The organism is Nocardioides sp. T5 (assembly GCF_048161455.1).
GTDB lineage: Bacteria > Actinomycetota > Actinomycetes > Propionibacteriales > Nocardioidaceae > Nocardioides.
The window spans coordinates 1755136-1780881 of the sequence record NZ_CP182415.1; the positions used below are offsets into that span (position 1 = coordinate 1755136).

Sequence of the window (25746 nt, forward strand, 5' to 3'; positions counted from 1 at the left end):
TGGCAGGTCCCATCGACCCGACACCTGCCCGACACCGACCCCACACCGACGCGAGGAGGCCGCCGTGAGGACCTACCGCGTCGTGTGGACGGGAGCCGCGGGGCTGGTCGTCGGGTCCGCGTGCGTCCTCGACATCGCCGGCGGCGGTCTGTTGCGGATGACGCTCCTCGGTCTGGGGATGGGGCTGTTCGGGGCGGCCCTGGCCTACGCCCTCGTCGAGGAGCGCGAGGACCGCTGGCCCTGGGTCCGGCGCGGGCTGCTGTGGGGCGCGGTGGGGGCGGTCGCCACGGACGCGCTGGCCGTGGCGTGGGGGAACACCGGCGTCGCTCTCGGACTGGGCCTGCTCGCGGTGTCACCACCCGCGGTCATGCTCGCCCGCACCGGGTTCGTCGGCTGGTCGTCCCGACGCGCCAGCGGCCCTCCCGAGGCGCTGAGCCTGCGAGACCTGCACCGGCGCTGGGAGTGGACCACGGCCGAGGTGCTGCGCCCCACCACGTCCGTCCCGCGACGCCTCGTGCTGGTGGAGGAGCGACGCCGGCTCCTCGACGAGCTGCAGCTCCGCGACCCCGTCCGCTTCGACGCCTGGCTGCTGACGGCGGTGCCGGAACGGCGTCGGGCCCGGTCGTGGCCACCCGGTCGGTGAGGTCGACGTGGACGCATGGGTGGTCAGCGGCAGGCCCGGAGGCGTGGGGCGGGTGGAGCGCGCCGTCCTGCCGGAGCCGCGGCCGGCTCCCGACGAGCTGCTGGTGCGCGTCACGGCGTGCGGGGTGTGCCGCACGGACCTGCACCTGGCCGACCTCGAGCTCGCGGCCCGCGCGCCCGGACGGGTGCCGGGTCACGAGGTCGTCGGCGTGGTCGCGGGTCGTGGCGCGGCGGTCACCGGGTGGGAAGAAGGCGAGCGGGTCGGGATCGCCTGGCTGCGCGGGACCTGCCAGTCCTGCCGCTGGTGTCGCACGGGACGGGAGAACCTGTGCCGGTCCTCGCAGTACACCGGCTGGGACGCGGACGGCGGGTTCGCCGAGTACGCCGTCGTGCCGGCCGACTTCGCCTACCGGCTCCCCGACGGGATGGACGACGTCGAGGTCGCGCCGCTGCTCTGCTCGGGGATCATCGGCTACCGGGCCCTGAGGCGCGCGCACGTCGGGCTCGGCGGCCACGTGGGGTTGTACGGCTTCGGTGCCAGCGCGCACCTCACCGCGCAGCTCGCCCTCGCCGAGGGGCTGCACGTGCACGCGTTCAGCCGCGAGCCGGCGGCGCGTGCGCTGGCGCTCGACCTCGGCGCTGACTGGGCCGGCGACGTCACGGACGCGCCGCCCGTGCCGCTGGAGGGGGCGGTCCTCTTCGCGCCCGTCGGTGACCTCGTGCCCGTGGCGCTCCGGGCCCTGGACCAGGGCGGCACCCTCGCCGTCGCCTGCATCCACCTCACCGACGTACCGCCCCTCGACTACCAGGCGCACCTGTTCCGTGAGCGCACCCTGACCAGCGTCACGGCCAACACGCGCGAGGACGCCCACGAGCTGCTGGCCCTCGCCGAGCCGCGCGGCGTGCGGCCGCGCGTGACGACGTACGACCTGGCAGACACCGACCGGGCCCTCGAGGACCTCGCGTCCGGGCGGGTCACGGGCGCGGCCGTGGTCCGGGTGGGCTGAGCGCGGCCCGGCGTCCCGGGACCTCCGGCCCTGTCCCGGGTGGCCGGCCGCCAGCGAGGGTGGCGGTGATGACCCCCGACGCGAGGTCACGGGACAGGGCCGAGGAGACCACGATGGACACGAGCACGGAGGGCGCCGTGGTCGTCGGCGTCACCGGACCGGGACGCGAGACCGCGGCGCTGCGCTTCGCCGCGGACCTCGCCACACGCGAGGGGACCGAGGTCGTCCTCGTGCACGCGTACGGCACCGCCCTGCCGCCGCCACCGCCGAGCGTGCTCATGACCTACGCCGAGGCCGCCGACGTCGCCGAGTGGTTGGTGAAGGAGGTCCGGGAGGAGCTCGAGGAGCTGACCGGCGGAGCGGTTCCCGTCCGTACGGCGGCGGTCGCCGGCACCGCCTCCCACGTGCTGGCCGAGCAGAGTGCCACCTCCCGGCTGGTGGTCGTGCAGCACCGCGACCCGCACTGGCTGGGCCGCCTGTTCGTCGGCTCCACGATCGCCGGCACCGCGGCCCACGGCCGGTGTCCGGTGGTCTCGGTGCCGATGGGCTGGCAGCCGACCGACGAGCCCGGCGAGGTCGTCGTGGGCGTCCACGAGGGCGCGGCGCCGCTCGAGGCGGTGCTCGCGGGGTTCGAGTGGGCCGCCTCGACCGGCGCCGCGCTGCGCGTGATCCATGCCTGGCGGCTCGACCCCGCCTACGACGACATCATCACCGCCCGGGTGGCGCCGGAGTGGCACGCCGAGCAGGTCCGGGCCCTCGAGTCCGCGATGGGAGAGCTCCGTCGGGCCCACCCGTCGGTCCCGGTCGCCGTCGAGGTGCGCCACCAGTGGCCGACCGAGGTGCTCGTCGGCGAGTCCCGGACCGCGTCCCTGGTCGTCGTGGGACGGCACGCCTCGCACTGGCGCGGGGGCGCGCACCTGGGGTCGACCGCGCGGACGGTGCTGCGCGAGGCCAGGAGCGCCGTCATGGTCGTTCCGGTCGGGTCACCCTGAGGCGGTTCACCGCCGACGCCTGCGCCAGCGCCACAGCTCGTCGGCGCCCCACACCACGAACGGCAGGGGGAGCAGGCAGAGCAGCAGCCACCGCTCCGGAGGCGAGGTGCCGAACAGGTCCTGCAGGACCGGGACGGTGACCACCGCGGCAGCGAAGAGGATCTCGAAGGCGATGCCCCAGAGCAGGAGACGGTTGCTGGTCAGCCCGACCTGCCGCAGGGACGCCCGCTCGGTCCGCGCCGCGACCGCGGTGCCGACCTGGCAGCTGACGATGGCCAGGAACGTCATCGTCGTGGCCTGGCGCCAGACCTCGTGCAGCGGTCCCGACTCCACCGGGTCGCCGAGGGTCCATCCGCCGGCCAGGAGGGTGGCCAGGAAGAGCGCGGTCACCAGCACGGCCGAGACCCCGCCCAGGACACCCCAGGAACGGACCAGCATCGCGCGGTCGATCACCCGCGCGCCCCGCTGTCGAGGCGGGCGGTCCATCAGGTCGGGCTCCGGGGGCTCGCGACCGAGCGCGAGGGCGGGCAGCGTCTCGGTGCCGAGGTCGATGGCCAGGATCTGCATGACGGTGAGGGGGAGGGGGACCTGCCCGCCGGACAGCGCGTAGAGCAGGAACGGCACGACCTCCGGGGTGGCGTGGGCGAAGATGTAGACGATGAACTTCCGCACGTTGTCGTAGACCTGGCGTCCGGCCCGCACGGCCGTGACGATGGTGGCGAAGTTGTCGTCGGTGAGCACCATGGTGGCCGCCTCCCGCGCGACGTCGGTGCCGGACCGGCCCATCGCGACGCCGATGTCGGCGCGCCGCAGCGCCGGTGCGTCGTTGACGCCGTCGCCGGTCATGGCGACCACCTGTCCCTGGTCCTGCAGCGCATGGGCGATGCGCATCTTGGCCTCGGGCGAGCTCCGGGCGAAGACCAGCTCGTCGGTGCCTGCCAGCAGGGCGTCGAGACGCGACTCCGGCATCGCGTCGAGCTCGGGGCCGTTGACGACCGTGAGCCCGTCGCGTCCGATGCCGACCTGCTCGGCGATCCGGCGCGCCGTCCGGGCATGGTCACCCGTGACCATCAGCAGCCGGATTCCCGCGGAGTGGCACCGCGCGACCGCCGCCGACACCTCGGAACGGGGTGGGTCGGCCATGCCCACGATGCCGAGCAGCGTGAGGTCCTGCTCCACCTCCTCGCGCGTCATCGACGACCACGAGGCCGGCGCCAGGGGGCGGCCCGCGATCGCGAGCACGCGCAGCCCGCGGTCGGCCCAGGCGCCCACCACTCGCTCGATGCCGGCGCGCCCGGCGGTGTCGAGGGGCCGGGCGCCGCCGTCCTCCGTGGCGATGCGGTGACACCGGGGGAGCACGTCCTCCGGTGCGCCCTTGGTGCTGGCGAGCACCCGGTCCCGGTCGCGGTCGACCGTGGTCATGCGCCGCAACGCCGGGTCGAAGTGGAACTGCGCGAGGCGCCCGTCGTGGTCGTCGGGCACCGGGACGCCGAGTCGTCCGGCCAGGTGCAGGAGGGCCAGCTCGGTGGGGTCGCCGACCTCGACCTCGCCCTCGCCCTCGCCCTCGAGCGCTGCGTTGTTGCACGCGGCGCCGGCGATCGCCAGCTGACCGAGCGCCGACGACGGTGCCACCTCGTGGCCGGTCTCGTCGTCGACGTCGAGGGTGTGTCCGTCCGCCCAGACGGAGACCACCCTCATCCGGTTCATCGTCAGCGTGCCCGTCTTGTCGGTGCAGATGACCTGGGTCGAGCCGAGGGTCTCCACCGCGGAGATGCGCTTGACCAGCGCTCCCTGCCCGGCGAGCAGGCGTACGCCGACGGCGAGCGCGAGCGTGATGGTGGGCAGCAGCCCCTCCGGCACGTTGGCGACGAGCAGGCCGATCGCGAAGCTCATCGTGTCCGCGAGCGACAGCCCCGCCCCCAGGGTCCCCAGCGGCACGAAGGCCAGGCCGGTGCCCACCGCGACGACGGCGATCAACCGCGCGACGTGGGAGACCTGGAGCTCCAGCGGGCTCGGCTCGATCTCCACCCGCTGCGAGAGGGCCGCGATCCGACCCAGCTCGGTGCTCATCCCGGTCGCGTGCACCACGGCCGTGCACTCCCCGCCGGTGCAGACCGTCCCGCTGAACAGCAGGTCCGTGGCCTGCAGCAACGGGTCACTGGTGGGGCCGGGCAGGGCCGAGCGCAGCACCGGCAGCGACTCACCGGTCAGGGCGGACACGTCCATCTCCACGACACCGGACAGGAGGCGGGCGTCGGCGGGGACGCGCTCACCCTCCGCGACCAGCACGACGTCCCCGGGGACGACCTCGGTGGCGTCGACCGAGCGGGGGTGGCCCTCTCGCAGCACCCGGGCCTGCGGCGGGAGGTACGCCGTCAGCGCCTCGACGGCCCGCTCGGCGTGGCGCTCCTGCACGAAGGCGAACAGCGCGTTCACCCAGATGACGGCCACGATCGCCACGGCGAGCGGCGTCGTGCCGGCGAGCTGCGCGAAGACCGCCGCCAGCCAGAGCAGCAGCGCCAGGGGATGGACCAGCTGCCGTCCGAGCTCCTTCGGCCATCCGGGGCCACGCCGGGCGGCCAGCACGTTCGGGCCGACGCTGACCAGGCGACGTGCCGCCTCCCGGTCGCTCAGCCCGCGGCGGCTGCTGCGCAGGTCCCGCAACAACCGGTCGAGGGCCTCCTCGGGGTCGGGTGCCGTCACAGGTCCACTCCACCGCGTGAGCAGGGCGGGGGACAGGTGCGCCGGTCACCGGCTGGCAGGACCTTCGTCCTCCTCCGACGGGTCGTGGCGGGCGAGGCTCTCCGGGACCACGGCCACCGGACACGCCGCGCGCTCCAGGACGGCGGTCGCGATCGAGCCGGTGAGGAGCCTCTCGAGGGAGCGCATCGGGTGCCGGCCGACGACGACGAGGTCCCACGGCGCGTGCCGAGGGGCGAGGGCCTGGTCGACCAGGCCGTGCCGCAGCGTGAGGGTGACGGGCACGCCGGGATAGTCCCTCTCCAACCCGGCCACCGACGCGCACAGCTCGGCACGCAGGTCGTCGAGCGCCGGCATCTCGGCGGGCTCGCCACGCGCCTCGTGGTACTGCGCCACCGCGGCCGCGGCGTCGAAGAAGCTGTGCAGCACGGTGAGGGGTGCGCCGCGCAGGAAGGCGTGGCGGTAGGCGAACTCGATGACGGGCAGCGACTCGGGCGAGCCGTCCGCCCCGACGACCACGCCGCCACGCCTCGTCCCCGGTTCGGCCGGGCGGCAGACGACCACCGGGCAGGCCGCCTGTCGGCTCACCGCGGCGCTGACCGAGCCGAGCAGCATGCTCCGGACCGGGCCACGCCCGCGCGACCCGAGCACCAGCACGAAGGCGAGCTCCGACGCGTCGATGAGCACCTGGCGGGGGTCGCCCCGGGCCACGTGGCAGGTGACCGGCAGCTCGCGGTGCAACCGCGTCACAGCGGCGACCGCGTCGGCCATCGCAGCGCCTGCCGCGTCGCCGACGGCCACGACCGCGAGGCTGCGGCGCTCGAAGGCGGCCTCGTCCGCGGCCCACCGGAGGGCCCGTTGGGCGTGCGCGGAACCGTCGACGGCGACGACGACGCTGCCCCGGAGGTCGTCGAGGTCCAGGGGGCCCGTCATGGCGCTCAGGCCGGGGTCGGCGAGTCCGCCGCGATGCTGGGGGTCCCGCTGGCGGGGTCGTTCTCCTCGACGTCGGCGACCGCCGCGTCGAGCAGGTCGTGCGCCAGACCGGACAGGGCTCGGCACGCGGCGAGCTCGTCACCGATCTCCGGGACGTCCCGATCCCCGGGGTGCAGCCGTGCCACGGCCTCGTGGCGGAGCTCCGGACCCGCGTCGGTGCGCAGGACCGCCTCCGCGCGGGTGAGGCCGTCGTGCTCGGACAGGTTGATGGTCACGTGCCACGTCCTCGTGTGCATGGGCTCCTCCTCGAGGGATCGTCGGGCGGTGTCGCTGCCCGTGCCTCGGGCCGGTCCACCACCTCCATGCTGCGGTCCAGGGCGGGATCGGGCAGCGGTCGGACGACCCGGTGGGCAGGGCCGTTGGTCCCGGGCGCGGGTCGACCCGGGAGCCCTTCGGGCGGCGTCCCGCTCCCCGGTGACGTTCGGCCCTGCCGGGTCCCGCGCCACCGCGGTGTGGTGGAGGGAGGGGCCGCCGGTCACCGGGCGCCGACCGCGGCGGCCCGAGCCGGGAGGAGGAACCCATGACCGACGCGATCATGCTCTCCGGAGTCGTCAAGGACTTCGGTCCCCGGGTCCGTGCGCTCGACCACCTCGACCTCCGGGTGCGGGAGGGCGAGGTGCACGGCTTCCTCGGGCCCAACGGAGCCGGCAAGACGACCACGATCCGGGTCCTGCTCGGCATGCTCCGCGCCGACGGGGGCAGGCTGTCCCTGCTCGGCGGCGATCCGTGGCGCGACACGGTCCGGCTGCACCGACGTCTGGCGTACGTGCCCGGTGAGGTGAACCTGTGGCCCAACCTCAGTGGTGGCGAGGTCATCGACGTGCTGGGTGACCTCCGTGGCGGCATCGACCCGCACCGCCGCGAGGAGCTCCTCGAGCGGTTCCGGCTCGATCCCACGAAGCGGGTCCGCGCCTACTCCAAGGGCAACCGGCAGAAGGTCGCCCTCGTGTCGGCGTTCTCCTCCGACGTGGAACTCTACCTGCTCGACGAACCCACCTCCGGGCTGGACCCGCTGATGGAGGCAGTCTTCCAGGACGTCGTCCAGGACCTGAGGGCGGAGGGACGCAGCATCCTGCTCTCCAGCCACATCCTGTCCGAGGTGGAGGCGCTGTGCGACCGCGTCACCATCATCCGGTCCGGCCGCGCGGCCGAGTCCGGCACGTTCGAGGAGCTCCGGCACCTGACCCGCACGTCGGTGGTCGTCCAGGCGGCCGCGCCGCTCGAGCCGGTCCGGGCATGGCCCGGCGTGCACGACGTCCGGGTGGACGCTGACCGGGCGAGCTTCAGCGTCGACCCCGGTGAGCTGAACCAGGTCCTCGCCCGCCTCGTCGCCCTGGAGGTGCGGTCGCTGGTGACGTCCCCGCCGACGCTCGAGGAGCTGTTCCTGCGCCACTACGGGCAGGACATCTCGGCCTCGTCGGGCGAGCACGACCGCGAGGTGGTGGCACGACGATGAGCGGGGTGACCGGCTCGCTCCGGCTGGTCCGTCTGGCGGCCCGGCGCGACCGGGTGACGCTGTCGGCGTGGGTCCTGGGAATGGCGGTCTTCCTGGCAGGGACCACGGCGATGTTCGACGCCAGCTACACCGATCAGCCGCAGCTCCTCGTTCCCGACACCAGGATCGTGGTCGAGAACCCGGGCATGCGGGTGCTCGGCCTCGTCACCGGCGCCAGCGTCGGCGGCTACACCTTGCACCGCGACGCTCTGACCCTGATGGTGCTCGCCGCCATGATGAGCATCCTCGCCGTGGTCAGGCACACCCGGCAGGCCGAGGAGCTCGGTCGCTCGGAGCTCCTGGCCGCTGGCGTGACCGGGAGGTACGCCTCGCTGGCCGCGGCCGTCGTCGTGACGCTCGCCGCCGACGTGCTGCTGGCGGTCGGCCTCGGTCTCGCCATGGTCGTCGCCGGGCAACCGGCGGCAGGTTCCTTCGTGGGGGGCGCGTCGATCGCGCTGGTCGGTGTCGTGTTCACCGGCGTCGCGGCGGTCACTGCCCAGGTCGCGTCCACGACACGCGGTGCGACCGGGCTCGCCGCGGGGGTCCTCGGCGTCTCCTTCGCGCTCGCGGCTCTCGGCAACATGGTGGGCACCGTGGACTCCGCCGCCCTCCGGGTCACGAGCGCCTGGCCGGCGTGGGTGTCCCCGGTCGGCTGGGGCCAGCAGATGCGGCCGTTCGCCGACGACCTGTGGTGGCCGCTGGCGCTCGCCGCGGGCGCCACGTCAGTCCTCGTGCTGGCCGCGGGCGTCCTGGTCTCGCGACGCGACGTGGGCCGCGGCGTGTGGCCCGAACGGCCCGGCCCGCGGCACGCCCACCCGTCGATGCGACGACCGGCCGGGCTCCTCTGGCGGCTCCAGCGCGGCGCCCTCCTCGGCTGGGCCACCGGCCTGCTCGGGATCGGCCTCGTCTTCGGGGCGCTCAGCGAACGCATCGGAGGTCTCGAGGGTGCGGCCACGGAGTGGTACGAGACCTTCGGCGGGGCGGCCGACCTGCTCGGCGCCTACTGGGCCTCGATGCTCCAGATCGCGGGCATGGCGGTCGCGGTCTATGTCGTCACCCTGCTGCTGCGGCTCCGCCACGACGAGGCGGGCGGCACCCTGGAGCCCGTGCTCGGCACCTCGGTCTCGCGCCTGCGCTGGCTGGGTGCGTACGCCGTCAACGCGCTCGTCGGCGCCACCGCGCTGATGCTCCTCTTCGCCGTGGCCATGGCCCTGACGGGCGGCCAGGTCCTCGGTGGGACCGGTGTGCTGGTGCGTGACCTGGTGGGTGCGGCGCTGGTGCAGCTCCCGGCGATTGCTGCCCTCGGCGCCGGCGTCCTCGTGGTGGTGGCGGTGGTGCCCCGGTGGTCGGTTGGGGCGTCCTGGGGACTGGTCGTCCTGTGTGTCTTCGTCGGTCCGATGTTCGGCCCCTCCCTGGGCCTCCCGACCTGGCTGGTGGACCTCTCCCCGTTCAGCCACGCGCCGAACGCACCGGCCGTCGACATCACCGGCGGGCCGCTCCTGGGGCTGGGGCTGGTCGCCGTGCTCCTCGCGGTGGTGGGGGCTGGCGCCCTGCACAGGAGGAACCTGGTCCTCCCGGCCTGACGGTGAGCGGACTCCGTAGGGTGTCCGCGTGCCCCCTCGTCCCGACCGGTCCGACGGCGTCCGGCCCGGTGGGCTCTCCCGGCTGCGCGCGATCGACCCGCTGGTGCCGGTGGTGGCGGCGGTGTCCCTGGTCGTCTACGTGCTGCACGGCTTCCAGGGGATCCTCACGCGTGACCTCGGCATCTACAGCTACGCCGGTCAGCAGGTGGCGGACGGCGTCCCGCCCTACCTCGGGGTCCTCAACCGTGCCGGTCCGCTCGCCCACGTGCTGCCGGGGGTGGGGGCGCTCGTCGCCCGCGTGGGCGGCCTGGACGACCTGGTCACCATGCGCGTGCTGTTCATGCTCATGGCCGTCGCCGCCGTCTGCGTCGCCTACCTGCTCGGACGCGACCTGTTCCGCTCCCGGGGCGCCGGCCTGGTCACCGCGGGCGCGATGCTCGCCTTCCACGGCTTCATCCAGTACGCCTCGAACGGGCCGCGCGAGAAGACGCCGATGACGCTGTTCGTGCTGGGAGCGCTCTGGGCGGTGACGCACCGGCGCTGGTTCACCGCGGGCGTCCTGACCAGCCTCGCCACGCTGTGCCTGCAGACGGCCTTCTTCAGCACCTTCACCGCCGTGGTGGTCGGCGCGCTCCTGCTCGCGCACGGCCAGCGGCTGCGGGCCCTGCTCCGGGTCGCCGCAGGAGGGTTGGTCCCGGTGGCAGTGCTCGGCGCCTGGTTCGCCCTGGCCGGATCGCTGCGCGCTTCGTGGGACGGCTTCTACGGCATCAACCGGCGCTACACGGTCCCCAACCCGCTCGACTCCGGACGCGAGCTGGTGTGGGAGGACCTGCAGCTCGCCTACGGCGTGACGGTGTGGCTGCTCCTCGGCGGCACCGTGCTGCTCGTCCTGGTCTCGCTGGCCGCCGTGTCGCGCCGGGCCCGGGCCGCCGAGCCGGGCCTGACGGTGCTGCCCGCCATGACCGCCGGGCTCGTCGCCGGACTGGCCTGGATCCTGCAGGAGTACGACGCCTGGGCCGACCTCTTCCCCGTGCTCCCGTTCGCAGCCCTCGGACTGGGCGCGGCCTTCGCGGTCGCCACGCACGGGCTCGCTCGCGGACCACGCCGCGGAGTGGCCGCGGTGCTCGCCGGAGCCGCCGTGGTGATCGCCCTGGCCTACTCGGTCTCGACCCGCGACACCTCCCTCGAGGACCAGCGCGAGGCCACCGATGCCGTCCTCGCGACGCTGCCCCCGGACGCCACCATCACCTCGATCGAGGCGCCGCAGCCGCTGGTGCTGACCGGGCGCACCAACCCCACGCGCTACCAGATGTTCCGCAGCGGGCTGCAGGACTACATGGACGACACGTGGCCGGGCGGCCTCGACGGATTCAAGCGTGACCTGGTCGCGGACGGCCCCGACCTGGTGGCGGTCGGGGAGACGGTCTCGCTCCGGTGGCGGGCGTCGATCCAGCCCGACTACGTGTACGTCGGGAGCGCGCCGCTGTGGGAGTGGTACGCCCGCGCGTCCCTGGGCGAGGACACCATCGCCGACCTGCGGAGGGCGGCGGGCTACGACGCCGACGACCGGCACGCCGAACCGCCGGCGCCATGACCTCGGAGCGCCGCGCCCCGCTCCAGCTCGCTGCCGGCTCGGTGGTGAGCGGCGTCCTGGCCTACGTGCTGTTCGCGCTCGTCACGCGCGGCCTGGGCGCGGTCGCGGCGGCACCGGTGTCGGTGCTCTGGACCGTCTGGGCGCTCGCGGGCGCGGCGTTCACCTTCCCGCTGCAGCACTGGATCACCCGGTGCCTCACGGCCGGACGCGAGGGTGACGTCCGCGGCTCCGCCGGTCGGGTCGGGGTCGTGGTGGTCGCGGCAGCCGTCGCCACCGGCGGGCTCGCCTGGGTGTTCCGCGACCGCCTGTTCCACCGCGACGATGCGTGGTTCCCCCTGCTGGTCGTGCTCGTGGTCCTCGGCTCGGCAGCCGTCGGCGTGCTCCGGGGCGCACTGGCGGGGCGCGGCCGGATGGCCGCGGTGGCGTGGAGCCTGGTCGCGGAGAACGCCCTGCGGTGCGTCCTCGTGGCCGTGCTGCTGCTGGCACAGGTGCACGACCCGGTCGCCCACGGCCTGTGCCTGGTCGCCGGCTCCCTCGTCGCGCTGTGGCCGGGTGCCTGGCGGTTCGGCGGAGCGGGGTCGGACCGGGCCGCTTCCCTCGCGTTCCTGGGGGGTGCCGCGACCGGGCAGCTGCTCGCCCAGGGCGTGCTGACCGGGGGAGCGGTGGTGCTGGCGCTCCTCGGCGGGTCGCCCGCCGAGATCACGGCGATGTTCGCGACGCTGGCGCTGTTCCGCGCGCCGTACATGGTGGTGCTGGGGACGCTGCCGCAGGTCACCCACCACGTCACCGGGCTCGTCGTGGCGGGCGACCTGCCGGCGCTCCGTCAGCTCGCAGGACGCCTCGCAGTGGTGGGGGCGGCGGTCGTGTCGCTCGGCGCCGCCATCGGAGGACTCGCGGGTCCTGCCCTCGTGCAGGCGGTCTTCGGCGGCACCGTGGACATCGGTCACGGCGACGCCGCGGTGATCGCGACGGGCTGTGCCCTGGCCCTGGTCAACGTCGTCCTGATGGTCGGCGCCCTCGCGCTGGACCGACCGGCCCGGGTGGCCGGCGCCTGGGCGCTCGCCGTCCTCGTCGGCGCGGTCGTGCTGGTGGCGACGAGCTCGCTGCTCCCCGTCGAACGGGTCGCCTTCGCCTTCGTCGCCAGCGAGGCCGCTGCGACGGTACTCCTCGCGCTGGCGGCCTCGACCGTGCTCAGGTCGCGTCGGACGGCGGCCTGACGGCTGCGACGAACACCGACGAGCCGAACGGCAGGTCGCGTCGGCGCAGCAGGCGCGCCTCGGCCCGGCACACGCCCATGAGCGCTCGGTCGACGCGCGGCGAGACCTCCGGCAGGCGCGAGTCGCCGGTGGCCGCCGGACGGATCCTGCGTCGGAGCCGCTCGGCGGCGAACAGCGGGAACACGCCACCGAAGGCGTACGTCGACCGCAGCACCTGCATCCCCGCGCACTCGACGAGCGCGACGATCCCGGACCGCGTGTAGCGCCGGTGGTGGCCCGCCTGGACGTCGTGGTCCGACCACGCCCACTGGTAGGCCGGCACCGAGAGGAGCATCCGTCCGCCCGGCACCAGCACCCGGCCCAGCTCGGCGACCGCGCGCTCGTCGTCGGCGCAGTGCTCGACGACGTCGAACGCCGACACGACGTCGAAGGTCGCGTCACCGAACGGCAGCTCGGTCGCCGACCCCACGACACCCTCGCCGGGTCGCAGGCCGTCGGGGAAGAGGTCGAGGGCCACGTGCTGCCGGGCGCCGCGCATCCAGCCCACGCTGGGCGCGTCCGCGCTGCCGACGTCGAGCGTGCGCGCGGGGGCGGCGAGGTGCGGCGCCATCACGGAGGCGAGCAGGTCGGTGCGGGCCCGGTGCCACCAGTAGCCCTCGTGCCGCAGCGACGACGAGCCGGGCTGTGCGACGCTCACCGGTCCGGGAGGGTCGCGGTGCTCGCCTCGAGGAAGGAGGCCACCACCCGGTCGAGGTCGGGGTCGGACAGGTTGTTGTGGAACGGCAGGCGCAGCAGCCGCTCGCTGACGTCCTGCGAGACCGGGCAGTCCGTGGGCCGTGCGGCGAAGGAGCGCCCGGCGTCGGAGGCGTGGAGCGGCTGGTAGTGGAAGGTGGCCTGGACGCCCGCCTTGCGCATCAGCTCCAGCACGTCGTTGCGCCGGTCGCGGTGGGACAGCAGGACGTAGAACATGTGGTGCGCGGCGCCCCGGTCCTGCGGCACCCGCATCACCTCGAAGCCCAGCTCGTCGGCGTACGGCGACAGGGCAGTGGCGTAGCGCTCGCTGACGCGCTGCCGCTTGGCCTGCACGGCCTCACGCTGCTCGAGCTGGCCGAGCAGGTAGGCGGCGAGCACGTCGGAGAGGCCGAACGAGGAGCCGGTGTCCTTCCAGGTGTACTTGTCGACCTGGCCGAGCATGAAGGCGTGGCGGTTGGTGCCCTTGTCGTAGAGCACGCGGGCGCGGTCGACGTCCTCGGGGTCGTTGAGCAGGAGCGCACCGCCCTCGCCGCAGACGAAGTTCTTGGTCTCGTGGAAGCTCAGGGTGGCGTAGCGGCCCAGGCTGCCCAGCGGTTCTCCGCGCCAGGTGCCGAAGAGGCCGTGCGCGTTGTCCTCGACGAGGCGCACCTCCGGCCACGCAGCCAGGACCTCGCGGATGCCCTGGACGTCGCAGGCGACGCCGGCGTAGTGCACGATCACGACGGCGCGCACGCTCTCGTCGAGGAGCGTGGCCAGGTGGGCCGGGTCGAGGCCGAGCGTGTCGGGCTCGATGTCGCAGAACACCAGGCCGGCGCCCTGACGGGCGAAGGCGAGCCCGGTGCTGGTGAAGGTGAACGACGGCACGATCACCGTGTCACCCTCCCCGAGGTCCATGAGCATGGCCGACAGCTCGAGGGCGGACGTGCACGACGTGGTCATGAGCACCTCGGCCGAGCCGGTGTCGGCCGCGAGGACCTTGGCCGCGCGGCGTGCGAAGTCGCCGCCGGAGGACAGGTGCCCGCTCCGCACGGCCTCCTGCACGTGGTCGAGCTCGCGGCCCTCCACCGAGGGGACGTTGAACGCGATGTCGGGAAGGTCCCCGACGGGACCGTCCTCGAGCTCCTGTGCGTGTGCCACGACGGGCACCTCCCTCTGTCGTTCGGGTCGTCCCGAGTCGTCCGTGTCGTTCGTGTCGGTGCAGGTCACCACGGCAGCGGCCGCCCCAGCTGGTCGGCCAGGCGGGCGTTGCTCTCCTGGAAGTACCCCGCGAGCGTGCTCGCCACTCCTGCGTCGAGCGCGGGCGCGTCGCCGGTGCTCGCGTTGACCTGCCCGGCGTCGGGCGTCGGCGTCCGGTCCGGGTCGAGCCCGAGGTCCGCGACGAGGCCGGGCAGCACCGCCGGGTCGGCCAGCAGCTCCTCCAGGAACAGCACGTGCGTGGTCGCGGGGAACGCGGCGGCCCACGGGGCGATCTGCTCGGCGTAGCGACCGCGACGGAGGTAGGCGACCGGTGAGACCGACGAGCGCCGCGGGTCCCACGCCTGGTCGTCGTGCAGGTCGGCGAGCAGGGCGTCCTCGAGGTCGCGGTCCTCGAAGCCGTTGGCGGTGCTGAACCGCCAGTGGGACACCGCGCGGAGCACGGGATGGCGCAGCAGCACCACCACCTCCGGCTCGCCGAGCATCTCCGCGGCCCGCCCCGGGGCGTGCGGGTCCTCGAGGTAGCTGGTGCTCTTGTCACCGAGCAGCTGCTCGTCGTGGGCGTGCGCGAACCACGTGCGGTGGTAGGACTCGATGCCGCGGGAGGTGAGCTCCGCGTCGCAGAAGACCTTCGGCTCGGGAGGGGACGGCCGGGCCATCGTGACGTCGGGGTGCGCGTCGAGCGCGCGGCTCAGGTACGTCGTGCCGCACCGCTGCGCACCCACGACGAGGAGGTGCCGGTGGTCGCAGCCGCTCACGAGGACACCCGGCGCGCCACGTGGTAGGTCGTGACGGCGCTGACCGCGTTGAGAGTGCGGACGACGTACTCGCCCAGCATCGACAGCAGCATGATGACGAAGCCGTTCATCAGCGCGAGCAGCACCGCGATCGTCGTCCAGCCGGGCACGGCGGAGTCCACGAACACCGCCCGGACGAGGTAGAAGAGGCCGAGCAGGAAGCTGCCGCCGGCGACCGCGAACCCGACGCCGGCCGCCAGCCGCAGCGGGAAGACGGAGTAGCTGAACAGGATGGTCAGCACCAGCGACGCGATCCGCCGCAGGCCGTAGTTGCTGGTGCCGACCGGTCGCGGGTCGTGGCGCACCAGCACGTCGGCCGGGTCGCTGGAGAACATCAGCGCCTGCCCCGTGATGTAGGGGTGGGCCGTGCGCGACGCGCAGATCCGCTCGACCACGTCGCGCCGCAGGATGCGGAAGTTGGACACGGCCAGACCGGGCGGCTGGTCGAAGACCCGTCGGTTGATCATGCTGATCGCCTTGCTGCCCAGGCGTCGGTGACCACGCGCCTGCTTGCGCTCGAAGCGGCCGAAGACGACGTCGTGGCCCTCCATCGCCTTCTCGATCAGCAGCAGCACCTGGTCGGGCGGGTTCTGCAGGTCGTCGTCGAGGGTGATCACGTAGTCACCGGTCGCCTCGCGCATGCCCGCGAGGTTGGCGTGGTGCTGGCCGTAGTTGCGGAGCAGGTCGAGCGCGACGACGTGCGGCGACTGCGCGGCGCGGGCGCTGATGACGTCCCAGCTGTTGTCCCGGCTGCCGTCGTTGACGAGCACGACCTGGTGGCGCAGGCCGGCCGCCTCGAACACCTCGAGGACCGCGTCGATGGTGCGCCCCACCACGTCCTGGCTGTTGTAGACGGGGATCACGACCGAGTAGGAGTGGTCGGAGGCGCGCAACGGGTGGGTGGCCACGCTGCGAGCATAGGGTCCCCGGTCAGGGGCGGGTGCTGGCGCGGTCAGCGGAAGTCGCGTGAGGACGCCCGGGCCTGGAGGACCGCCCCGGCGCCCGGGACGACGACGTCGATGCCCTCGACCCGGTCGGCGACGAGGTTGGTGACGCCCTCGTTGCGCTCGAGCCGTCCGCGCACGACCACCGCCACCTTGTTGCGGGCCGCCTGCCGGTGGGCCTTCATCACCCCGATCGAGCACACGACGTTGAGCATCCCGGTCTCGTCCTCGAGGTTGAGGAAGGTCACGCCCATGGCGGTGCCCGGTCGCTGGCGGTGGGTCACCAGCCCGCCCACGTGGACGCGGCGGCCGGACTCCGCGTCGGCCAGCTCGGCGACGGAGCGGACGCCCGCGCGGCGCAGCTCGGCGCGCAGGTGCTCGACCGGGTGGCGCTCGGGGGAGACGCCGGTGGCCCAGAGGTCGGCGAGGGTGAGCTCCGGCTCGCTCATCCCCGGGAGCGTCGGCGCCGCCGGGGCGGGGGTGATGCCGGGCAGGTGCTCGGCCCCCTCGGCGAAGCCCGCAGCCCAGAGGGCCTCGCGACGCTGCAGCCCCCACGCGTCGAAGGCGCCCGCGGTGGCGAGTGCCTCGAGCTGCGCGGACGTCAGGCCCGCGCGACGGGAGAGGTCGGTGATGCCGGTGAACGCGGCCTCGTCGCGGGCGGCCACGATGCGGCGCGCCACGTCGAGCCCGATGCCGCGCACCGAGTCGAGCCCGAGGCGTACGGCGAGCGCGCCGTCGCGCCGGTGGGCGGGCACCGGGTCGGGGGTGCCGGGCACCCACTCGACGCGCTCGAACCTCGGGCGGCAGCATCTGTCGGGGCCGGTCGGCGCGACCGGACCGGTGACCAGGGGCTCGAGGTCGGCCTGCGCCGCGGACCGGGTCACGTCGGGGCGGCGTACGTCGACGTCGTGGCGGCGGGCGTCGTGGACCAGCGACTGCGGCGAGTAGAAGCCCATCGGCTGGTTGCGCAGCAGCCCGGCGAGGAAGGCCGCGGGGTAGTGGAGCTTGAACCACGACGAGGCGTAGACCAGCAGTGCGAAGGACAGGGCGTGCGACTCGGCGAAGCCGAAGTTGGCGAAGGACAGGATCTTGACGTAGATCGAGTCGGCGAGGTCGCCGGTGATGCCACGGCGGGCCATGCCCTCGTAGAGCTTCTGCTTGACCGACTCGATGCGCTCCACGCCGCGCTTGGAGCCCATCGCGCGGCGCAGCAGGTCGGCGTCGTCGCGGCTGCAGTCGCCGAGGGTGACCGCCATCGCCATCAGCTGCTCCTGGAACAGCGGCACTCCCTTGGTGCGCTCGAGGACCGGCACCAGCTCCGGGTGGTCGTAGGTCACCTCCTCCTGGCCGGTCGCGCGGCGGACGTAGGGGTGGACCGCGCCGCCCTGGATCGGGCCGGGGCGGATCAGGGCGATCTCGATGGCGAGGTCGTAGAACTCGCGCGGACGCAGCCGCGGGAGCGTGCCGATCTGGGCCCGGCTCTCCACCTGGAAGACACCGATGGAGTCGGCGCGGCACAGCATGTCGTAGACCGCCGGCTCCTCCTTGGGCATCGTGGCCAGGTCCCACTCCTCGCCCAGGTGGTCGGCGACCAGGCGCATCATGTGGTCGAGGGCGCCGAGCATGCCCAGGCCGAGCAGGTCGAACTTGACCAGCCCCATCGACTCGCAGGCGTCCTTGTCCCACTGCAGCACGGTGCGCCGGTCCATCCGCGCCCGCTCGATGGGGCAGACCTCCCCGATCGGCCGCTCGGTGAGCACCATCCCGCCGGAGTGGATGCCGAGGTGGCGCGGCGCGCCGATCAGCTCCTCGGCCAGCGCGACCACCGAGGCCGGCACGTCGTGGGCGTCGGGGTCGCCCTGGTCGCCGGCCACGACCGACTTCCAGCCGTCAATCTGCTTGGACCAGGCGTCCTGCTGCCCGGGTGAGAAGCCGAGGGCCTTGGCGGCGTCGCGCACCGCCATCCGCGGCCGGTAGGCGATGACGTTGGCCACCTGCGCGGCGTTGCGCCGGCCGTAGGTGTCGTAGACCCACTGGATGACCTCCTCGCGGCGGTCGGAGTCGAAGTCGACGTCGATGTCGGGCTCCTCGTCGCGGTGCGCGGAGATGAACCGCTCGAAGGGCAGCTTGTAGAAGACCGCGTCGACGGCGGTGATGCCGAGGGCGTAGCAGACCGCCGAGCTCGCCGCGGACCCGCGGCCCTGGCAGAGGATCCCGCGTTCGCGGGCGAAGGCGACGATGTCGTGGACGATGACGAAGTAGCCGGCGAAGTCCTTCTCGGCGATGACCCGCAGCTCGTGCTCGAGCCGCTCGCGGGCCGCGGCCTCGTGGGGGACGCCGGCGTACCTCTCCGCGAAGCCGCGCTCCGCCAGCACCCGCAGCCACGAGTCGGCGGTGTGGCCCTCGGGGATCTGGCGCTTGGGCAGCGCGGGCGAGGCCTTGCGCAGGTCGAAGGCCAGCTCGTCGGCCAGCGTGACGCTGCGCGCGACCGCACCGTCGTACGCCGTGAGGGCAGCGGCCGTCTCCGCACCGCTGCGCAGGTGGGCCGAGCCCGACAGGTCGAGCCAGCCGTCGAGGTCGGCCAGGCTGCGCCGGGCCCGCACGGCGGCCATCGCCGAGGCCAGCCGGTGCTGGCGGGGGGTCGCGTGGTGGACGTTGCCCGCGGCGACGACGTCGAGCCCGTGGACGGCGGCCAGGCCCGCGAGCGAGGCGTTGGTGGTGTCCGCGCCGGGGCGCGGGGACAGCTCGACGAGCACGTGGTCGAGGCCGAAGAGCGACGTCAGCCGGTCGAGGGCCTCGGCCGCGGCGGCCTCGCCGCCCGTCGCCAGCGCCTGGCGCACGTCGCCCTTGCGGCAGCCGGTGAGCACCACCCAGTGGCCGCGCCCCTGCTCGGCCAGCTCGTCGAGGTCGTAGACCGGCCGGCCCTTCTCGTCCCCGCGCAGGTGGGCGTCGGTCATCGCCGAGGCGAGGCGGTGGTAGCCCTCCACACCGCGTGCCAGCACCAGCAGGTGGCTGCCGTCGGGGTCGGGCACGCCGTTCTGCGGACCGGTGAGCCCGAGCGACAGCTCGGCGCCGAAGACGGTGGGCAGGTCGTAGGCCGCGGCCGCCTCGGCCAGCACGGGGGCGCCGTAGAAGCCGTCGTGGTCGGTGATCGCGAGCGCGTGCAGGCCGAGCCGCACCGCCTCCTCGACCAGCTCGGCCGGCGAGGACGCGCCGTCGAGGAAGCTGAAGTGGCTGTGGCAGTGCAGCTCGGCGTAGGGCGTGACGGCGGCGGGCCGCTCGATCGTCCGCGCCTCGGTGGAGGCGCGCTTGCGTCGCGACACCGGGGCGTCGTCGGCACCCGGCAGGCCGCTGAGGCGGCGCTCGAGCTCCTTCCACCGCATGGCGGGGTTGTTCCAGCCCATCAGCGCACCCCTCGCCTGCTAGTCATAACCGGCCTCCAGGGCCCACCCGTCCGGCGCCCGCACCAGCAGCCAGGCCCGGCCGTCGGCACCGACCACCTGGAAGCGGGCCGTCGGACCGGCTCCGCCCGACCACCAGCCCTCGTCGGTGGGCCACGGACCGGCCCACGCCGTCACCGGCTGCCACGGCAGGCCCGTCCCGTCGCGGCCCGTCACCCGGAAGCGGCGCGGCTCGCCGCTGACGACACCACGGTCGGTGACGCACACCTCGCGGCCGGCGTCGTCGACGACCTCGGCTGCCGGGGGAGTGGCGAAGACGCGGACCGGCGCCGGTCCGGGCACCCGTCCGGGCCAGGGACGGTCCACCGGGCGGAGGTCGACCGCGCGCTCGCCCCACGGCACCAGCGCCTGCCGGGCCGACGGGCTGCGACCGCCCTGCAGCACCGGACGGCGTACGGCGTCGAAGCCGACCATGCCCTGCACCCGGGCCACGCCGCGCTCGACGAGGTCGTCGGAGGCGGACCCCAGAGCGCCTCCCCGTGGGCGGCGGCGGGCTCGACCAGCCTGGGGCACGAACCGGACCCGGTCGATCGGCGCGCGCACGACGCCTGCGTGCCTGCGGGCGCGCAGCGCGCTGCCGGCCCCGCTCGTGGACCCGGCCGACTGCAGCCTGCCAGTGCACGCGGTCGACGAGGTCACGGGCCGAGAAGTGGCGTGGGTGCAGCCACACGCGTGAGGAGCACACGGCGCCGTCGGCCTCGGCCTCGACGCGCACGCCCGTCGCGACCAGCCTGGTGGTGGGCGAGCCTGGGAGACGAAGCGCTCGGCGGTGGTGCGGACGCTGAAGGTGATCGCCTCGACGGAGTCCAGCGGCGGCTCGAAGGCCACCTCCGCGTCGAGGCTCCGGCGGCGGGGTGCGGGCCGCGAACAACGTGGGGTCCTCGCCCCGGGCACGTCGCCGGACGGTGGCGCCGTAGGAACCGAGCCGGTGCTCGACCGCGTCACCGGGCAGGTCGGCCAGGTCACCCAGCGTGCGGAGGCCGAGCCGCTGCAGCAACCCGACGAGCTCGCGCCCGCGCGCGCCGTCGTCCTGCAGCACGTGCACGGGCAGGCCGCGCAGGAAGGACGGTGAGCCGCCGTCCGGGACGACCGTCCACGACTGGACCTCCGCGGTGCGGGCGGCCTGCTCGGCGGTGAAGAGGTCGTCGGCGATGCCGACCCTCACGTCCCACACGCCGGTCTCGACCAACGCCTGGCAGGCCGTCGCCGCAGCAGCGGTCTCGCTGCCGTACCAGCTGCCGGGGGCGCGGACGGCCAGCAGCCCCGGGCGCAGGGCGGCCACCCCGGGGCGCAGGTCCTCGACCACGGCGAGGACCGGCTCGAAGGCACGGGCGTCACGGTCGGGGTTGGCCGGGAGCAGCAGCAGCTCGGGGCACCGGGCCTGGGCGTCGCGACGGCGCTGCCCGCGGCGTACGCCCTCCGCGCGGGCCGGCCCGTTGCAGACCTCCACGACGTTGGCCGACAGCACGGCGGCGGGGGAGCGGAGCGACCGGTCGGCCTCCTCGAGCGCGGCGACCACCGACCAGTCGGGGCACCACACGACCATGACCCTCATGCCCGGCGGATCTCGCGGATGCCCGGGGACTGCCGCTCGAGGCGCACCCCCGGCCACGCCAGGTCGGCACGCTCGGGCGGCCGGGCGCCCCGGTGCACGGCGACGCGGGCTCGCCTCTCCTGCAGCTCGCCGGCCCCGGAGCTCGGGCCGGTCCAGGCTGACTCCTCGACGCTGAGCCGGGCGGTCACCCGTGGCCACTGGCCGTGGACGACGAGCACCGAGGACCGGGTGCGGAGCCGGGAGTCGAGGATTCCCGCCGTCCGCTCGTCGACGGAGGCCGGTGGCCGCAGCACCACCACGCGCAGCACGTCGACCAGCGCGGCCGTGACCTCCAGCCAGTGCTCGCCGGGGTCGGGCACCAGCACCGTGCGGGACAGCTCGATGCCGAGCTCCGAGGCGGCCTCGGCCCCGAAGTCGGCGCAGCCCGCGAAGCCGATCCACTCCCCGGCCTGCGAGGCCCCCGCGGCGAGGGCCAGCGCGAGCGCGGCCGAGTCGACGGCGTAGGTCGCCCCTGCGTGGAGCGGGACCAGGCCTGCCAGTCCGGGCAGCGTGGCGACGGGCTCCCCGGCGGGTCTGCGCTCCATCGCCGCGACCCGCTCGCGCAGCTGGTCGACCACGGAACGACCCGGGTCGAGCGCGGCGACGGAGCGGGCGGACGACATGGGTCCATGATCGAACAGATGTTCGAACGGGTCAAGCGGGCCCGGGCTCGACGCTGCCCTCGGTGTGGGCCATCAGACCACGCGGTCGAGGTGGTGGCGAGACGCGGCCCGGCGCGCGGACCGGAACCGTGCGACCCTGCTTATGCTGACCGGACGCGTTCGACAGAAGGGTGGGGTCGTGTCGAAGATATCGAGGCTCGTGGGGGGTCTCTGCCTGGTGCTGGTGGCGTCGCTCGGTCTGGTCGGCCCCGGGCAGGCCGTGTCGGGCGCCGACGCGCCCGCGGCGAGCAAGCCCAAGCCGAAGAAGTGGGAGGCGCCGAGCGGGCCCTTCTTCAACGACCCCCACCTCGCGAAGGGGCACTTCACGATCGAGCGGCGGGTGATCGACACGATCAGGAACACCCCCAAGGGGTCGACCATCCGGATCGCCATCTACTCCCTCGACCGTGTCCCCGTGTCCAGTGCGCTCGTCGCGGCCCACCGGCGGGGCGTCCGGGTGCAGATGCTGCTCAACGACCACTGGGAGAACCGTGCGGTGAAGATGCTGCGCGACGAGTTCGGCAAGAACCCGCGGCGCGACAGCTTCGTCTACAAGTGCAAGCAGAGCTGCCGGGGGGCGGCCAACGAGTTCAACAACCTGCACACGAAGTTCTACCTCTTCAGCGAGGCCGGGAAGTCCGAGGACGTCATCGCCGTCGGCTCGGCCAACATGACGCGCAACGCCGCCATCCACCAGTGGAACGACCTCTACTACACCGACGGCGACCACGAGCTGTTCCGCCAGTTCGTCGGGCTGTTCAACGACATGCGCAAGGACTACGACACCCGCCAGGAGCCGATCGGCTTCTGTGGCACCCCGGCCAACGGCGTGGCGTGCGACGACTCCGTCGACAAGCACACGGCCGTCGCGTTCCCGAGGGTCTCGAGGCCGAAGGACGACCTCGTGGTCCACCTCCTCGACCGGGTCCAGTGCCTGACCCCCGACCCCGTGACCGGCACGGTGAAGCGCACCCGCCTGGCCCTGTCGATGCACACCATGCGCGGGGCTCGCGGTGACTACCTCGCCGAGGCCATCCGGCAGAAGTGGGTGCAGGGCTGCGACGTGCGGGTCACCTACGGACTCATCGGCTACCACACGAAGGGCGTCATCGCCGCCCCGACCAAACGGGGAAGGATTCCCCTCCGGTCGACCGGCATGGACTACAACACCGAGGACAACTTCGACCTCAACAACGACGGCGTCGACGACCTCATCCTCGACTACTACAGCCACCAGAAGTACCTGGTGGTCCAGGGCACCTACAACGGCGTGCCGGACTCGTCGATGGTGCTGACCGGCTCGGTCAACTGGTCGAGCCTGAGCACGGCCAACGACGAGGTCTGGTTCACCGTGCGGGGCGCCGTGGTGGCGAAGAAGTACCTCAGGAACTTCGACTACCAGTGGAACAACACCCGCAACACCCGCAACGCCTACACGACGACGTACGCCAACTTCCGCGTGCGTCGCACCGTGCGGCAGCCGGACGGCACCGTGCGCACCGTCTGGCGGACCGTGCGACGTCCCGTCACGACGGTGGAGCCGGACCGCTACCTGCCGGGCCCCTACTGGGAGGCCGACTGACCGTCCGCCTCACGCTCCCGGTCCCGGGGCCCTGGCCTCAGGCTGCGGGGGCCGGGCCGGAGCGGGCGTGGGCGACGGCGCGCCTGAGGATGCGGCCCACCTGCGAGTGGGGGAGGCTGACGAGGGCGGCGACCTGTTGCTGGGTCTGCTCGTCCACCAGGCGCCACCCCAGGGCACGCCGCGCGCGCTCGGGGAGCCCGCTCGCGGCGGCGCCCAGCACGAGCCGGGCCTCCACGGACTGCGGTCCGCGGTCGACCCACCCCACCAGGTCCGCGATCGTCAGGGCGCGGTCCGGCGCTTCGGACAGCTCCGCGATGCTCGTGGTCATCAGGTCTCCTCCCGGCGGTCGGTCGTGTGGCCCGGCCCGCGCACGGGTCGTGGGACGACTCTGACCTGTCGCTGGGTCGCGCGACAGCCGAAAAGCGAAAACCATAGACAAACCTTGGACACATCCCAGAGCCCGCGCCGACCCCCTCAGCGCGCGAACGGACCCGGGAACCGCTGGTCCCGGGTCCGTACGCGCTGGAGGTGCTGGTGCTCGGCGAGGTGATCAGGCGTTCTTGATCGCGGAGATGTCGAGCTCGAGCTTGATCTTCTCCGAGACCAGGACGCCACCGGTCTCGAGCGCGGCGTTCCAGGGCAGGTCCCAGTCCTTGCGGTTGATCGTGGTCGCGCCCTCGAAGCCCACGCGGGTGTTGCCGAACGGGTCGATCGCGGTGCCGGTCTCCTCGAAGGGGATGGTGACCGGCCGGGTGGTGCCCTTGATGGTCAGGTCGCCGGTGACGGTCCACTCGGCGCCGTCGCGCTCGACGGAGGTCGACGCGAAGGTGATCGCGTCGTGGTTCTCGACGTCGAAGAAGTCGGCGGAGACCAGGTGGCCGTCGCGGTCGGCGGAGCCGGTCGAGATGCTGGCGGGGCGGATGGTGAGGGAGACGGTCGAGGCGGCCGGGTCCTCGGCGTCGACGTGCGCGGTGCCCTCGAAGTCCGTGAACTGGCCACGGACGGTGGTCACCATCGCGTGGCGGGCCGAGAAGCCGAGGCGGGAGTGGCTGGCGTCGATCGTGTAGTCACCGGTGAGCGCGTCGCGCTCGGCGACGGCGACGGGGGCGGCGGCCTGGTCGGCAACCGGTGCGGCAGCGGGCGTGGTGGCGGGCGTGGCGGCGTGGGCGGGCTTGGGCTTGCGGCGGAAGAACGACATGGGGGCTCCTGGTGGCGAAGGTTTGGTTGATGCTTCAATCAACTCAACCGGTCGGCGTCCGTCCTTGTTCCCGCCCCCGTTCCCGCCCCCGTGTGATCCGCGCCTCAAGCCGCCGGCCCGGCCTCCAGGGAGGGAGGCCGGGCCGGCGCGACGTGTCAGGCGATCGACGAGGGGTGCTTCGCCAGCGGCGTGACCGAGATGTCCATGTAGGGGAAGAGCGGCAGGCCGGACAGCAGCTCGTGGAGCGCGTCGTTCGACTCGACGTCGAAGACCGAGACGTTGGCGTACTCGCCCACGATCCGCCACAGGTGCGGCCAGCGACCCGAGCGCTGCACCTCCTCGGCGTACGCCTTCTCCCGCGCGACCAGGTCGGCCTTGACCTCCGGGTCCATGTCGAGCGGGATCCGGACGTCCATGCGCACGTGGTAGAGCACCGGCGCTCAGCCCTTCACGGGGTCGAGGACGAAGCCGTAGGTGACCTTCGCGGAGCCGTCGGCCTGCTGCTGCGGGTCGAGGATCAGCTCGGGCTTCACGGCCGACGCGATGTCGTCGTCGTTGTGCTCGTCGCCGGGGAAGTAGAGCTGGGCCGTGAGGAGCTCGTGGCCGGGTGCGGAGACCTTGACGTGCAGGTGGGCGGGACGCCAGGCGTGCCAGCCGGCCGCGGCGATGAGCTTGCCGCACGAGCCGTCGGTGGGGATCTGGTACGGCGCGGGCTGCACCGTGGTGATCTCGAAGTACCCGTCGGCGTCGGTGGTGAAGCTGCCGCGCAGGTTCCACTCGGGGATGCCGGGGGCGAACTGCGAGTAGAAGCCGTCGTCGTCGGCGTGCCAGAGCTCGACCTTGGCCCCGCTGAGGGCGGACCCGTCGCACGAGGTGACCTGACCGCTCCACACGAGCGGGGTGCCGCCCTCGTCGTCGCGCATGGGGATGGTGCCCCTCGCTCCCCGCTCGGGGGCGTCCGGGACGTAGTAGGGGCCTTCGATCGAGCCCTTGTTGCCCTCGCGGTGCTCGGTCGCGACGTCCTCGACGACGTGCTCGAGCCAGACGTCGAGGAAGAGCGGCCACTCGCCGTCCTCGCCCACGCCGATCAGCCACGCCTTGAGAGCGTTGAACTCGTCGTAGGTGACCTTGTGCGTGCGCACCGTCGTGTAGATCGCCTCGAGCACTTCGCGGGCGAGGGTGTCGACGCGCTCGGCGGGGACGTCCTTCACCGCGGCGTACGGCGACTTGTCGGCGTGGAAGCGCTCGGTCGCGCTGGCGCCGGAGGCGGCGGCGGAGGCCTTCTCGGTCTCGGTCTCGTTCAGGGTGGTGCTCATGGTGGGGCTCCTTGCTCGGGAT

The 25746-nt window shown here is 73.7% G+C and carries 23 protein-coding genes and 1 pseudogene; 9 read left to right on the top strand and 15 right to left on the bottom strand.

Going from position 1 to position 25746, the window contains the following annotated elements; genetic code table 11:
• The first annotated feature begins 64 nt into the window (after positions 1 to 64).
• From ACNKF0_RS08590 to ACNKF0_RS08600, 3 genes are all read left to right on the top strand, one after another.
• Entirely contained in the window at positions 65 to 643 is a 579-nt protein-coding gene (locus ACNKF0_RS08590) for a hypothetical protein (protein ID WP_416957477.1), read from the top strand.
• Positions 644 to 695: 52 nt separating this feature from the next.
• Positions 696 to 1649, top strand: coding sequence for a zinc-binding alcohol dehydrogenase family protein (locus tag ACNKF0_RS08595; protein ID WP_416957479.1), 954 nt, complete (start codon positions 696 to 698; stop codon positions 1647 to 1649).
• A 113-nt stretch (positions 1650 to 1762) separates the two neighbouring features.
• Complete coding sequence (locus ACNKF0_RS08600) at positions 1763 to 2641, top strand: universal stress protein (RefSeq protein ID WP_416957481.1); 879 nt, start codon at positions 1763 to 1765, stop codon at positions 2639 to 2641.
• A gap of 6 nt (positions 2642 to 2647) precedes the next feature.
• Here the strand turns inward: ACNKF0_RS08600 and ACNKF0_RS08605 are convergent, their stop codons facing one another.
• Genes ACNKF0_RS08605 through ACNKF0_RS08615 form a run of 3 tightly spaced genes read right to left on the bottom strand, consistent with a single transcriptional unit; the run spans position 2648 to position 6570 of the window.
• The gene (locus ACNKF0_RS08605; RefSeq protein WP_416957483.1) at positions 2648 to 5344 is read right to left on the bottom strand and encodes a cation-translocating P-type ATPase; all 2697 of its coding nucleotides are present in this window, start codon (positions 5342 to 5344) and stop codon (positions 2648 to 2650) included.
• Between the two features lie 45 nt (positions 5345 to 5389).
• Positions 5390 to 6274, bottom strand: a complete 885-nt coding sequence (locus ACNKF0_RS08610) for a universal stress protein (protein ID WP_416957486.1) — start codon at positions 6272 to 6274, stop codon at positions 5390 to 5392.
• A gap of 5 nt (positions 6275 to 6279) precedes the next feature.
• Positions 6280 to 6570 carry a DUF1876 domain-containing protein gene (locus ACNKF0_RS08615; RefSeq protein WP_416957488.1) on the bottom strand — a complete coding sequence of 97 codons (291 nt, stop codon included), beginning with the start codon at positions 6568 to 6570 and terminating at the stop codon, positions 6280 to 6282.
• A 284-nt stretch (positions 6571 to 6854) separates the two neighbouring features.
• On the opposite strand from ACNKF0_RS08615, the gene ACNKF0_RS08620 reads away from it, so the two are divergent.
• The 4 genes from ACNKF0_RS08620 to ACNKF0_RS08635 are packed head-to-tail and all read left to right on the top strand — an operon-like array spanning position 6855 to position 12223.
• On the top strand, positions 6855 to 7790 hold the full coding sequence (locus tag ACNKF0_RS08620; RefSeq protein WP_416957490.1) for an ATP-binding cassette domain-containing protein: 936 nt from the start codon (positions 6855 to 6857) through the stop codon (positions 7788 to 7790).
• Positions 7787 to 9412, top strand: coding sequence for an ABC transporter permease (locus ACNKF0_RS08625; RefSeq protein WP_416957492.1), 1626 nt, complete (start codon positions 7787 to 7789; stop codon positions 9410 to 9412). The genes ACNKF0_RS08620 and ACNKF0_RS08625 overlap by 4 nt, the downstream gene beginning before the upstream one ends.
• Before the next feature lie 28 nt (positions 9413 to 9440).
• Positions 9441 to 11006 (top strand): hypothetical protein, encoded by a 1566-nt coding sequence (locus tag ACNKF0_RS08630; protein ID WP_416957494.1) that lies wholly within the window; start codon positions 9441 to 9443, stop codon positions 11004 to 11006.
• The gene (locus ACNKF0_RS08635) at positions 11003 to 12223 is read left to right on the top strand and encodes a hypothetical protein (protein ID WP_416957496.1); all 1221 of its coding nucleotides are present in this window, start codon (positions 11003 to 11005) and stop codon (positions 12221 to 12223) included. Before ACNKF0_RS08630 ends, ACNKF0_RS08635 begins: the two co-directional genes overlap by 4 nt.
• On the opposite strand, the gene ACNKF0_RS08640 is transcribed toward ACNKF0_RS08635, so the two are convergent.
• The 6 genes from ACNKF0_RS08640 to ACNKF0_RS08665 form a co-directional block, all read right to left on the bottom strand.
• On the bottom strand, positions 12198 to 12920 hold the full coding sequence (locus tag ACNKF0_RS08640; RefSeq protein ID WP_416957498.1) for a class I SAM-dependent methyltransferase: 723 nt from the start codon (positions 12918 to 12920) through the stop codon (positions 12198 to 12200). The two genes, ACNKF0_RS08635 and ACNKF0_RS08640, sit on opposite strands and share 26 nt — an antisense overlap.
• Complete coding sequence (gene rffA / locus ACNKF0_RS08645) at positions 12917 to 14113, bottom strand: dTDP-4-amino-4,6-dideoxygalactose transaminase (protein WP_416957499.1); 1197 nt, start codon at positions 14111 to 14113, stop codon at positions 12917 to 12919. Before rffA ends, ACNKF0_RS08640 begins: the two co-directional genes overlap by 4 nt.
• 65 nt (positions 14114 to 14178) lie before the next feature.
• Complete coding sequence (locus tag ACNKF0_RS08650) at positions 14179 to 14928, bottom strand: sulfotransferase family protein (protein WP_416957501.1); 750 nt, start codon at positions 14926 to 14928, stop codon at positions 14179 to 14181.
• Entirely contained in the window at positions 14925 to 15875 is a 951-nt protein-coding gene (locus ACNKF0_RS08655) for a glycosyltransferase family 2 protein (protein WP_416957503.1), read from the bottom strand. The genes ACNKF0_RS08650 and ACNKF0_RS08655 overlap by 4 nt, the downstream gene beginning before the upstream one ends.
• Positions 15876 to 15919: 44 nt before the next feature.
• Positions 15920 to 19315 carry an error-prone DNA polymerase gene (locus tag ACNKF0_RS08660; RefSeq protein WP_416957505.1) on the bottom strand — a complete coding sequence of 1132 codons (3396 nt, stop codon included), beginning with the start codon at positions 19313 to 19315 and terminating at the stop codon, positions 15920 to 15922.
• 18 nt (positions 19316 to 19333) lie between these two features.
• Entirely contained in the window at positions 19334 to 19915 is a 582-nt protein-coding gene (locus ACNKF0_RS08665; RefSeq protein WP_416958657.1) for a hypothetical protein, read from the bottom strand.
• 226 nt (positions 19916 to 20141) lie between these two features.
• Between ACNKF0_RS08665 and ACNKF0_RS08670 the strand changes: the two genes are divergently transcribed.
• Positions 20142 to 20444, top strand: a complete 303-nt coding sequence (locus tag ACNKF0_RS08670) for a hypothetical protein (protein WP_416958659.1) — start codon at positions 20142 to 20144, stop codon at positions 20442 to 20444.
• A 114-nt stretch (positions 20445 to 20558) separates the two neighbouring features.
• Here ACNKF0_RS08670 and ACNKF0_RS08675 read toward each other — a convergent pair.
• Positions 20559 to 20927 (bottom strand): annotated as a pseudogene (locus tag ACNKF0_RS08675) (DNA polymerase Y family protein); the annotation flags it as partial.
• Positions 20924 to 21589 (bottom strand): hypothetical protein, encoded by a 666-nt coding sequence (locus ACNKF0_RS08680; RefSeq protein ID WP_416957507.1) that lies wholly within the window; start codon positions 21587 to 21589, stop codon positions 20924 to 20926. The gene ACNKF0_RS08680 and the pseudogene ACNKF0_RS08675, both read right to left, overlap by 4 nt.
• Positions 21590 to 21767: 178 nt before the next feature.
• On the opposite strand from ACNKF0_RS08680, the gene ACNKF0_RS08685 reads away from it, so the two are divergent.
• Positions 21768 to 23210 carry a phospholipase D-like domain-containing protein gene (locus ACNKF0_RS08685; protein ID WP_416957509.1) on the top strand — a complete coding sequence of 481 codons (1443 nt, stop codon included), beginning with the start codon at positions 21768 to 21770 and terminating at the stop codon, positions 23208 to 23210.
• 37 nt (positions 23211 to 23247) lie between these two features.
• Here ACNKF0_RS08685 and ACNKF0_RS08690 read toward each other — a convergent pair whose 3' ends face one another.
• The 4 genes from ACNKF0_RS08690 to catA form a co-directional block, all read right to left on the bottom strand.
• Positions 23248 to 23538 carry a sigma factor-like helix-turn-helix DNA-binding protein gene (locus ACNKF0_RS08690; RefSeq protein ID WP_416957511.1) on the bottom strand — a complete coding sequence of 97 codons (291 nt, stop codon included), beginning with the start codon at positions 23536 to 23538 and terminating at the stop codon, positions 23248 to 23250.
• A gap of 222 nt (positions 23539 to 23760) precedes the next feature.
• Positions 23761 to 24408 (bottom strand): YceI family protein, encoded by a 648-nt coding sequence (locus tag ACNKF0_RS08695; RefSeq protein WP_416957513.1) that lies wholly within the window; start codon positions 24406 to 24408, stop codon positions 23761 to 23763.
• A 155-nt stretch (positions 24409 to 24563) separates the two neighbouring features.
• A complete protein-coding gene (catC, locus tag ACNKF0_RS08700; RefSeq protein ID WP_416957515.1) occupies positions 24564 to 24842 on the bottom strand; it encodes a muconolactone Delta-isomerase in 279 nt (92 codons plus the stop codon).
• Positions 24843 to 24848: 6 nt separating this feature from the next.
• Positions 24849 to 25724 carry a catechol 1,2-dioxygenase gene (gene catA / locus ACNKF0_RS08705; protein ID WP_416957517.1) on the bottom strand — a complete coding sequence of 292 codons (876 nt, stop codon included), beginning with the start codon at positions 25722 to 25724 and terminating at the stop codon, positions 24849 to 24851.
• Positions 25725 to 25746 lie beyond the last annotated feature (22 nt).

Excerpts from the sequence above, each read along its gene's own strand:
- ACNKF0_RS08600 (WP_416957481.1), top strand. The coding sequence starts at position 1,763 with ATGGACACGAGCACGGAGGGCGCCGTGGTCGTCGGCGTCACCGGACCG.
- ACNKF0_RS08610 (WP_416957486.1), bottom strand. The coding sequence starts at position 6,274 with ATGACGGGCCCCCTGGACCTCGACGACCTCCGGGGCAGCGTCGTCGTC.
- ACNKF0_RS08615 (WP_416957488.1), bottom strand. The coding sequence starts at position 6,570 with ATGCACACGAGGACGTGGCACGTGACCATCAACCTGTCCGAGCACGAC.
- ACNKF0_RS08620 (WP_416957490.1), top strand. The coding sequence starts at position 6,855 with ATGACCGACGCGATCATGCTCTCCGGAGTCGTCAAGGACTTCGGTCCC.
- ACNKF0_RS08625 (WP_416957492.1), top strand. The coding sequence starts at position 7,787 with ATGAGCGGGGTGACCGGCTCGCTCCGGCTGGTCCGTCTGGCGGCCCGG.
- ACNKF0_RS08635 (WP_416957496.1), top strand. The coding sequence starts at position 11,003 with ATGACCTCGGAGCGCCGCGCCCCGCTCCAGCTCGCTGCCGGCTCGGTG.
- ACNKF0_RS08660 (WP_416957505.1), bottom strand. The coding sequence starts at position 19,315 with ATGGGCTGGAACAACCCCGCCATGCGGTGGAAGGAGCTCGAGCGCCGC.
- ACNKF0_RS08680 (WP_416957507.1), bottom strand. The coding sequence starts at position 21,589 with ATGTCGTCCGCCCGCTCCGTCGCCGCGCTCGACCCGGGTCGTTCCGTG.
- ACNKF0_RS08690 (WP_416957511.1), bottom strand. The coding sequence starts at position 23,538 with ATGACCACGAGCATCGCGGAGCTGTCCGAAGCGCCGGACCGCGCCCTG.
- ACNKF0_RS08695 (WP_416957513.1), bottom strand. The coding sequence starts at position 24,408 with ATGTCGTTCTTCCGCCGCAAGCCCAAGCCCGCCCACGCCGCCACGCCC.
- catA (WP_416957517.1), bottom strand. The coding sequence starts at position 25,724 with ATGAGCACCACCCTGAACGAGACCGAGACCGAGAAGGCCTCCGCCGCC.